General features: G+C 68.3%; 9 protein-coding genes and 1 pseudogene. 4 read left to right on the top strand and 6 right to left on the bottom strand.

All coding sequences use genetic code 11. The annotated features are described in order from the left end of the window. Both ACWEJ6_RS53680 and ACWEJ6_RS53675 read right to left on the bottom strand, forming a co-directional pair. A partial coding sequence (locus ACWEJ6_RS53680) for an amino acid adenylation domain-containing protein (RefSeq protein WP_452433444.1) occupies positions 1 to 4,762 on the bottom strand: 4,762 nt, incomplete at its 3' end. Further along, on the bottom strand, positions 4,759 to 4,971 hold the full coding sequence (locus ACWEJ6_RS53675; RefSeq protein ID WP_452433442.1) for an MbtH family protein: 213 nt from the start codon (positions 4,969 to 4,971) through the stop codon (positions 4,759 to 4,761). The genes ACWEJ6_RS53680 and ACWEJ6_RS53675, both read right to left, overlap by 4 nt. 377 nt (positions 4,972 to 5,348) lie before the next feature. Here ACWEJ6_RS53675 and ACWEJ6_RS53670 point away from each other — a divergent pair. Beyond that, positions 5,349 to 6,204, top strand: a pseudogene (locus ACWEJ6_RS53670) (transposase family protein). Here ACWEJ6_RS53670 and ACWEJ6_RS53665 read toward each other — a convergent pair. From ACWEJ6_RS53665 to ACWEJ6_RS53655, 3 genes are all read right to left on the bottom strand, one after another. Continuing rightward, positions 6,164 to 6,646, bottom strand: a complete 483-nt coding sequence (locus ACWEJ6_RS53665) for a hypothetical protein (RefSeq protein WP_452433440.1) — start codon at positions 6,644 to 6,646, stop codon at positions 6,164 to 6,166. The pseudogene ACWEJ6_RS53670 and the gene ACWEJ6_RS53665 overlap by 41 nt on opposite strands. A gap of 87 nt (positions 6,647 to 6,733) precedes the next feature. Beyond that, entirely contained in the window at positions 6,734 to 7,033 is a 300-nt protein-coding gene (locus ACWEJ6_RS53660; RefSeq protein WP_452433438.1) for a hypothetical protein, read from the bottom strand. A gap of 2 nt (positions 7,034 to 7,035) precedes the next feature. Continuing rightward, positions 7,036 to 7,317, bottom strand: a complete 282-nt coding sequence (locus ACWEJ6_RS53655) for a hypothetical protein (RefSeq protein ID WP_452433436.1) — start codon at positions 7,315 to 7,317, stop codon at positions 7,036 to 7,038. A 197-nt stretch (positions 7,318 to 7,514) separates the two neighbouring features. Here ACWEJ6_RS53655 and ACWEJ6_RS53650 point away from each other — a divergent pair, with 197 nt between their 5' ends. Beyond that, positions 7,515 to 7,769: a hypothetical protein gene (locus ACWEJ6_RS53650; protein WP_452433435.1), complete on the top strand. Its 255-nt coding sequence runs from the start codon at positions 7,515 to 7,517 to the stop codon at positions 7,767 to 7,769. An 81-nt stretch (positions 7,770 to 7,850) separates the two neighbouring features. On the opposite strand, the gene ACWEJ6_RS53645 is transcribed toward ACWEJ6_RS53650, so the two are convergent. Continuing rightward, entirely contained in the window at positions 7,851 to 8,300 is a 450-nt protein-coding gene (locus tag ACWEJ6_RS53645; protein ID WP_452433434.1) for a RidA family protein, read from the bottom strand. A gap of 383 nt (positions 8,301 to 8,683) precedes the next feature. Between ACWEJ6_RS53645 and ACWEJ6_RS53640 the strand changes: the two genes are divergently transcribed. Together ACWEJ6_RS53640 and ACWEJ6_RS53635 are read left to right on the top strand one after the other, a co-directional pair. Then, entirely contained in the window at positions 8,684 to 8,998 is a 315-nt protein-coding gene (locus ACWEJ6_RS53640; RefSeq protein WP_452433433.1) for a hypothetical protein, read from the top strand. Further along, positions 8,983 to 9,126, top strand: a complete 144-nt coding sequence (locus ACWEJ6_RS53635; protein WP_452433432.1) for an aminotransferase class I/II-fold pyridoxal phosphate-dependent enzyme — start codon at positions 8,983 to 8,985, stop codon at positions 9,124 to 9,126. Before ACWEJ6_RS53640 ends, ACWEJ6_RS53635 begins: the two co-directional genes overlap by 16 nt. Positions 9,127 to 9,224 lie beyond the last annotated feature (98 nt).

Below are 9,224 nucleotides of genomic sequence, written 5' to 3'. Positions count from 1 at the left end.
CTGGCAGCAGCGAGCCCGCCACCCGCAAGGGAGCGGTGTGGAGCACGGCTTTGCTGACGTCGTTCAGGCCCAGCACCTCAGCGAAAAGCTGACACAACATCTCCTCGTGCGGGGTGCGCGGCGGGCGCCCACCCACCACCGCCGAGAAATCCGGAGCCGGAAGAGCCCGACGATCCACCTTCCCACTCGGCGACAGCGGCAGGGCGTCCACCGCGACCAGCGCGGCCGGGACCATGTAGTCGGGCAGCAGGTCCGCCAGCCTTCTGCGCAGCCGTGCCAGGTCGTCCCCGGACAGGTCGGTCACCACGTAGCCCACCAGTTGTCGCTCGCCCGGCCGGTCCTCCCGCATCACCACCGCGGCCCTGCCGACCCCAGGCAGGCCGGCCAGCACGGCCTCCACCTCGCCGAGCTCGATGCGGAACCCGCGGATTTTCACCTGGCCGTCGGCCCGCCCGACGAACTCCAGACAGCCGTCCGCCCGCCGGCGCACCCGGTCCCCGGTCCGGTACATCCGCTCCCCAGGAGCCCCGAACGGGCAGGCCACGAACCGCTCGGCTGTCAGCCCCGCCCGGCCCAGATAGCCGCGCGCCAGCCCCGCACCGGCGATGTACAGCTCCCCCACCACCCCAGGCGGCACCAGGCGCAGCTCACCGTCCAGCACGTGGACGCGGGTGTTGTCGAGGGGGTCGCCGATGGGCAGTTCGCCCTCGATCGTGTCCTGGTCCTCGACGAAGAAGTGCGTTGCGAAGACCGTGGTCTCCGTCGGCCCGTACGCGTCGACCACCGTGAGGCCCGGGCAGGCGTCCATGACCTGGCGCACCGCGCTCGGCGGGATGACGTCGCCGCCGAGCCAGATCTCACGCACGCCCTTCAGGCAGCCGGGGTTCTCGGCGATCAGTGTGAAGAGGCCGGACGCCATCCAGAGCGCGCCCACGCTCTCCCGGGAGACGACCTCGGCAAGCAACGGCGCGTCCAGGTCGCCGGGCGGGGCGAGCACGACCTCGCCGCCGAGTAGGAGCGGGACCCACAGCTCGTACGTCGAGGGGTCGAAATTGGCGGCCGAGTGCAGCAGGATTCGCCGGTGCGCGCTGCTGTGCCACGAGCTGTCGGCGACGAAGGACAGGACGTTGCGGTGGCTGGTCGCAACGCCCTTCGGCACTCCCGTCGACCCGGACGTGAACATGACGTACGCAAGCTGGTCGGGGTGGCCCGCGATCTGCGGGCAGGTGGTGGGGTGTGCGGGGGTGCCCGGCTCGGCGTCGACGAGGACGACGTCCGGGCCCTTGTACCGGGTGCTCGCGGCTTCCGCCCGGCTGGTCAGCAGCAGTGCCGCCGCGGACTCGCCGAGGATTGCCTGCCGCCGCGCGGGCGGGTGCCGCAGGTCGAGCGGCAGGTACGCGGCTCCCGTCTTGGTGATCGCGACGATGGCGACGACGAGGTCGAGCGAGCGGGGCAGTGCGATCGCGACGATGCGCTCCGGCTCTGCTCCGGCGGCGATCAGTTGGTGGGCCAGGTGGCTGGCGCGCAGGTCGAGCTCGGCGTAGGTGAGCTTCGTCCCGTCGAAGACCGTGACCGCGGTGGCGTCGGGGGTCCTGGCGACCTGCCGGCGGAACAGCTCGTCGAGCGTGCCGTCCGTGGGCCGGAGGTCGTCGTGGTTCCAGTCGGTGAGCAGGTGGCGGCGTTCGGCGGGAGTGAGGAGGTCGTGCCGGCCGATGGGTTGTGCCGGGTCGGCCAGCAGGTCGTCCAGCAGGTGCAGCAGCCGCCAGATCGTCGTGTCGATGGTGGACCGGTCGAACAGGTCCTTCGCGTACTCGAGGACGCCAGTCATGCCAGACGGGCTCTCGGTGAACGACAGCAGCAGGTCGAACTTCGCGATGCCGAGCCAGACGGGGTGCCTGGCCACCGTCAGGTCCGTCAGCTCCCATCCGGACGGCTCGTTGTTGTTGAAGACCAGCATCACCTGAAATAGAGGGTGGTAGGCCGTGGAGCGGGCGGGGTTGAGCCGGTCAACAAGCTGCTCGAACGGCAGGTCCTGGTGGGAGTAGGCCGCCAGATCGGTCTCCCGCACCCGCGCCAGCAGCTCGGCGAAGCTGGGGTTGCCGCTGGTGTCAGTGCGCAGCACCAGCGTGTTCACGAAGAACCCGATCAGCTCGTCCAGCGCGGCGTCGGTGCGACCGGCCACCACCGACCCGATCGGGACATCCTCACCCGCGCCAAGCCGGGTCAGCAACGCGGCGAAGGCCGCCTGCACCACCATGAACACCGTCACGTCATGCGCGCGCGCCACCTCCACCAGCCGGGCGTGCAGGCCGGCTGGCAACTCGAACTCGACCGACTCACCCCGATAACTGCTCCGCGCCGGCCGTGGGCGGTCAGTCGGTAACGCTATCTGGTCGGGCAGCCCGGCCAGCGCCCGCTCCCAATACGTGAGCTGGCGGCCGGCAAGGCTGTCCGGGTCGTACTCATCCCCGAGCAGCTCCCGCTGCCAGGCGCTGTAGTCCTGATACTGGACCGGCAGCGGCACCCAGTCCGGGGCGCGTCCGGCGAGCCGAGACCGGTAGGCCGCCGCCAAGTCGCGGGCGAGCGGCCCCATCGACCAACCGTCCCCGGCGATGTGGTGCAGCACCACCAGCAGCACGTGCTCGGTCTCCGACGTCTCGAACAACCAGGCGCGGACGGGCGGGTCCACGGCGAGGCGGAACTCGTGCCCAGCAGCCTGCCGCAGCGCCTCCGCCAGGGCGTCCTCGCCGACGGTGACGACGTCCAGCGACGGCCCGCCCTCGGGCGCCTCCAGCACTTCCTGGTACGGCACGCCTTCGACCTCGGGGAAGACGGTGCGCAGGCTCTCATGCCGCTCAACCACATCGCCCAGCGCCATCTTGAGTGCCGCCGCATCGAGGTGTCCCGACAGCCGCAAAGCGATAGGAATGTTGTAGGTGGCACTCGGCCCATCAAGGCGTTGCAGGAACCACAACCGCTGCTGCGCGAACGACAACCGGGCCTGGCCTGAGCGATCAGCACGCGTCAACGCCGGACGCACCCGGCCCACCTGTTCCAGGTTCGCGACCAAACCCGCGACAGTCGGCCACTCGAACAACGCCCGGATCGGCACCTCGACACCCAACACCGAACGAACCCGGCTCACCAACCGCGTCGCCAACAGCGAATGCCCACCCAGGTGGAAGAAGTTGTCGTCGATGCCGACCCGATCCAGGCCCAGCACCTCAGCGAAAAGCTGACACAACATCTCTTCCCGCGGCGTACGTGGAGCGCGCCCACCCACCACCGCCACGAAATCCGGAGCCGGAAGAGCCCGACGATCCACCTTCCCACTCGGCGTCAGCGGCAACGCCTCAAGCCCGACCAACGCCGCTGGCACCATGAAGTCCGGCAACCGCCGCGCCAGCTCCCGCCGCACCCGCATCAGATCGCAGCCGGCCCTGTCCGGCACCACGTACCCCACGAGCCGATCTCCGCGCACGGCCACAGCAGCCTGCGCCACTCCGGGCAGGCCGGCCAGGACGGCTTCCACCTCTCCCGGCTCGACCCGGATGCCACGGATCTTCACCTGGTCATCGACCCGGCCGACGAACTCCAGCTCACCGTCCGCCCGCCACCGCACCCGGTCCCCGGTCCGGTACATCCGCTCCCCAGGAGCCCCGAACGGGCAGGCGACAAATCGCTCAGCCGTCAGCCCCGCCCGCCCCAGATACCCTCGCGCCAACCCCGCACCAGCGATGTACAGCTCCCCCACCACCCCAGGCGGCACCAGGCGCAGCTCGCCATCCAACACGTGAAGCCGGGTGTTCCAGATCGGGCGCCCGATGGGCACGAGGGCGCTGTCGTCCTCCTCGCAGTGCCACGACGTGACGTCCACCGACGCTTCCGTGGGGCCGTATAGGTTGTGGAGCCCGGCGCCCAGCACGGCCCGGAACCTGCGCGCCAGATTCCCCGACAGCGCCTCGCCGCTGCACAACACCCGCCGTAGGCTGCCGCATCCGGCGATCTCGGGCGTGCGGACGAACGGCTCCAGCATTGAGGGGACGAAATGCACGGTCGTCACGTGCTCCCGCTGGATGAGGGACGCTAGGTAGACCGGGTCCTTGTGGCCTTCCGGCGCGGCGACCACGATGGCGGCGCCCGCGAGCAGGGGCCAGAAGAACTCCCAGACCGACACGTCGAAGCTGGACGGAGCCTTCTGCAGGACCCGGTCACCGGCTTCGAGCCCGTACTCGGCCTGCATCCACAGCAGGCGGTTCACGATGCCGCTCTGGGGGACGACGACGCCCTTGGGGCGACCGGTGGAGCCCGAAGTGTAGATCACGTAGGCGGGGTGCTGCGGGTGCAGGTGCCGCCTGGCGGAGGGGTCGGCAGCCGAATTCCCGTCGAAGGCGGATTCGTCCAGCAGGACCCGCACCACCGGCTCGTCGGCCCAGCCTAGGTCGCGGGTGGTCACCAGCACGCGGGCGCCCGAGTCGCGCAGCATGAACGTCACCCGCTCGCGCGGATAGTCGGGGTCGATCGGCAGGTACGCGGCTCCGGTCTTGGTGACCGCGTATATCGCAGTGATCAGATCGAACGAGCGCGGCAGCGCGATCGCCACCACCTGCTCCGGGCCGGCGCCAAGGTCGAGCAGATGATGGGCCAGCCGATTGGCCCGCGCATTCACCTCGGCGTAAGAGAGCGTGACACCGTCGTAGATAACGGCCGGGGCCTCCGGCGTGCGCTCCACCTGCCGCTCAAACAACTCCGCCAGAGTCACTGCTGCCGCTCCATGGCCTCACGCAGGCTTCGCGGGCGCAAGTCGGTCCATTGCTCGTTGATGTAGTCCAGGCACAGCTGCCGTGACGTCTTCTCCAGCGCGACCGACCATCCCGAAGGAACGTCGATCGAGGCCGGCCACAACGAATACTGTTCTTCCTCGTTGATCAGTACGCGATAAACCCTGTCCTCGTCCTCAAACGGATTCATATTCCCCGGCACCTCGAATATTCGCCTCCGGAATACAGCTCCCATCAATGTCAGCGGCTGCCGCGAACGGTGTCAAGCTCTCGGCTGGCTCCGGTTGGATCCAGTCGTGCCGGGCCGAGCGACACGAGTTTGGCGCGTACCCGGTCGGCGGTCTCGAGCTCCAGCCCGGGCAGCACGGTGAGCGACTCAAGCCGGACGTAGTACGCCGAATCCCGGTCGCCCACCGTCCAGTGAGGTGATCTCAGCGAAATAGTTCGGGACGATTGGGATTTCTCGGACGCCGCTGGTGGCGTTCCGGGCCTTTCGGGAGGAGTTGCCGAAGGCCGGAAACAGACGTGGAGCCCCCCCGGTAGAAGAGCTCTCACCATAAGAACCCCATCAGCCGGAAGGCTCCACGTGATTGCTCATCGTCCACGCTCAACGTCTCCCGCGCACTCGTTCAGTACGTCGCCCAACTCCCGCGCGCAGAACGCCAACTGCGCGGTTCCTCACAGGGCAGCCGGGCTTTGACCCCGTTCCGGCAAGCGGTCATGGTGATGCGCTGGTTCCGCGGCGAGCACGACATCCCCAAACTCGGCCGCGATCGTCACGTCTCCCGGGCCACCGCCTACCGCTACATCCATGAGGGAGTCGAAGTTCTCGCAGCTCAAGCACCGGATCTGCCCGACGCCCTCGAGCGCGCCCAAGCCGAAGGGCTGGCCTACGTGATCCTGGACGGCACCCTGATCCCCATCGACCGCCGCGCCAAGCGGACCCTGAGCGTCAAGGGCGAGTCCATCGATATCTGGTACTCGGGCAAGGCCCACCAGCACGCTGGCAACCTCCAAGCATTGTCGGCACCAGGCGGGCTACCGTTGTGGATCGCCGAGGTCGAGCCCGGTTCCGTCCATGACGTGACCGCCGCCCGTCCGCATGTGCTGGGCGCGCCGCACGCCGCTGCCGCAGCCGGCTTGCCCACCCTGGCCGACAGCGGCTACGACGGCGCCGGAATCGGCATTCACACGCCGATCAGGCGGCCCGAAGGAAACCAGATCCTCAGCCTGGACAACCGCACCTATAACCGGCTCCTACGAGCCCTGCGCTGTCTCGGCGGGCGCGGCTTCGCCCTGCTCAAAGGCCGCTGGCGGACCCTCCAGCACATCACCCTCAGCCCCCAGCCGAATCGGCGACATCGCCCGCGCGGCGCTCGTCCTCACCCATTTCGAACACGACTACCTACCAGCAATTCGCTGAGATCACGTCCGGAGACGTCGCCGAGGGCGGCCAGTGCAGCGGCCTCGGGGTAGTGGTCGCCGAGGTCGGTGTGCAGGAAGCAAGCGACGGCCTGCTGGCGGTCGCGCATGGCGTGGTGCGTCCGCCCCAGGCCGTGCCAGACGCTCGCCTGTCCGTCGCGGTTGCCCAGGTCCCGCTGGCGGACCACGCCCTGCTCCAGGTGGAGCAGGGCGTCGTCGTGGCAGCCCTGCTCGCGAAGTGCCGCGGTGGAAGCGACACAGGTGTCCGCCTGGCCGCGCAGGTCGCCGGTCTCGGCGCAGAGGCCGAGCGCGTGGCGGAGGCGGGTGGCGGCCTCCATGAACAGGCCGAGGTGGGTGGCGGCCTGGCCGAGGCACAGGTGGGAGTACGCCTCCCAGCCCTGCTCGGCCCGGTTCATGGCCGCCGCGAGAGCGAGGGCCTGCACGGCGCTTTGGTCCTGCCCGGCTCCGTGCCGCCGCTGGTACGTCGTGAGCGCCCACCCAAGGTGCCAGACCGCCCAATCCATCCCCTCCTAGCCGCCCTTCTCGACGGCCCTCCTGAGCACCGGGTACTCAGCGTCGAACCACGCCAGCGCGCCCTTGCCGTCGGTGGGCTGCTCCGGGCTCATCCCGGCCGGGGGCGCGGGCAGGTCGATCGTGCTCCAGTACGGGTCCAGCAGCCGGTCCGCGGCTTGGGCGCTGTGCACGTAGTGGTCGAGCACCCGGCGCAGCGCGTCACGCCTGCCGCCGGGGGTCTCCTCCGAGTCGGCGAGCTCGCTGGTGTAGCCGTGTAACAGGCCGTGCACGGCGTACCAGCCGGGGACCTCCTCCATCGCTACGTGGCCCCCGCCATCTCGGGCAGCAGCGGGCGCGCCCGCCGGCGCGGCAGCCCTGCGCGGCTCGCCGCCGCCTGGACGCCGAGGTCGGGGCCGAGATGGCAGCACAGCAGCCGGAACAGGCGCCGGGCCGCGGCGCTGAGCGCGTGGTACGACAACGAGAACACGGCTCGCAGGTCCGCGGCCGAGTCACTGCCGGCGAACATGTCGAGCCCGCGCACGTCCTCTCGCAGCCGGTCGGCGAGCGCCGCGATGGGCGGGTCGGGGTGGAGGGGCGCCACTGGCGGCGACGGCCAGGGCGAGCGGCAGCCCCGCGCACCGGTCGATGATCTCGTCGACGGCGGGCCGTTCGGCGGCGACGCGCGCCCGGCCGAGACCGCGGGCGAGCATGAGGCGGGCCTCGGCCCCGGACAGCTGATGCAGGGTGATCGGGTGGGCGCCTTCGACGGCGACGAGGCCGGACAGCCGGTTGCGGCTGGTGACGACGACCAGGCAGCCGGCGGCGCCGGAGAGCAGCGGGCGCACCTGCTCGGCGCTCAACCCGCAAGAAGCCTGGTGGCGCATCTTCCGGCGGCATGCCATCGCCGGGCAGTGTTTCGTCGGCCCGGACGACATCGACTACGCCACCCGCATCGCCACCACTCAACTCAACGCCCTGGCCAAACCCTGGGTTTGGGGACGTCCACCACCGCCACCACGGCAGCTACGCCGACGGTTCGCCTACACCCTCTGAGGAACGCAGCACTAGTTCCATCGCTGCGCCAACCTGAGCACCACAAATATCCAGCTCCACTGACGTACGGTTACTGTCCTATCAGGAAACCTGGAGCACCATCTCTATCTCTACGGCCCAGTTGTAGGGCAGGACCATTCCTACTGCCGATCGCGCGTGGCGTCCTCTTTCGCCCAGTGCGCCGCGCAAGAACTTACTGGCTCCGTCAATGACTTTAGGCGTCTCGTCCCAGCCGGGAGCCGCGTTAACCATGCCGAAGACTTTTACGACTCGCACGATGGACTCGATATCGGCCACTGCGCCAGCCGCTCGGAGGCAATTGTAGGCAGCGAGTTCGGCAGCCTTGACACCGGTAGCGACGTCGAGATCTCGGCCGACCTTCCCCTTGATCTCCAGACCCTCGTGCTGCGAGATCTGCCCTGCCGTGAAGATCAGGTCGCCAACTCTAGCGGCCTGCTGGAACGGCGGAAACTCGAGAGCGTGTGGTTCGTACTTGTAACCGAGCTCAGCTAGCCTGGCAACGATGGTCATGGGCCGACGGTACCACTCGCACAAACGGTTGTCCCGTGCATCCGGAGATTCTATGGTCCAATAATGAGGCTTAGCAGCCGCACACTTGATCAGATCGTTCCGCCGACTGGAGTTTCCGACTCCCTTGTTAACCATTATCGCGGCGACCTTCGAATCATCGACCTATCACGAGGCACGCCTCCCTACACGGCCTCACCGAAGATCACAGAGCGACTGCGTACAGTGAGCCTTTCATCCTATTACTGCAGACCAGCAGCGGTGGCTGGTGGGGATGAACCCTGTGGCCTGCGACCAGACCCGGACTTCCGGCAGCCGAGCCGGACGGGTAGATGCACCATCAGTCCTGCTTAGCAGAGCCAGGCAAGAAGGATGACAAAGACTCGGTGATCGCCGAATCGAACCCGTGCGCCTACACTTCGCGGACCGGCCTACTAAGCCTACGAAATCTCATTGCACGTGAGCTCACGGCAACCCATCAAGGACTAATCGGCGGCGAGCAGGTTCTCGTCGCGGCCGGCGGCGAGCAGGCATTCAGCGCGATCACCTCGGCGCTCACCGAATTTGGCGATGAGGTCATTCTTCTGACCCCGTACTCTTCAATCACGACCCTTGGTTACGACGCGACCAACTGGTACCCGCCCACGTACATACAGGGGTCGGCTTCATTCCTCAAGCCTCGGCAGTGGAAGCCGCCCTGACCCGAAGAACACGAGCGGTCGTCCTAGTGTCGCCTGGCAATCCGACCGGATTGACTATTCCGGCCAAGGTCCTGCACGAGCTCGCCGAACCAGCTCGGGATCACGAAATCATGTTCATACTGAGGTGATCTCAGCGAAATAGTCCGGACGATTGGGATTTCTTGGACGTCGTTGCCGACGTTCCGGGCCTTTCGGGAGGAGCCGCCGAAGGCCGGGAAACAAGCAT

Source organism: Nonomuraea sp. NPDC004702, assembly GCF_053601695.1.
This window is presented reverse-complemented; position numbering and strand designations above follow the sequence as displayed.

Excerpts from the sequence above, each read along its gene's own strand:
- ACWEJ6_RS53660 (WP_452433438.1), bottom strand. The coding sequence starts at position 7,033 with ATGGAGGAGGTCCCCGGCTGGTACGCCGTGCACGGCCTGTTACACGGC.
- ACWEJ6_RS53675 (WP_452433442.1), bottom strand. The coding sequence starts at position 4,971 with ATGAATCCGTTTGAGGACGAGGACAGGGTTTATCGCGTACTGATCAAC.
- ACWEJ6_RS53645 (WP_452433434.1), bottom strand. The coding sequence starts at position 8,300 with ATGACCATCGTTGCCAGGCTAGCTGAGCTCGGTTACAAGTACGAACCA.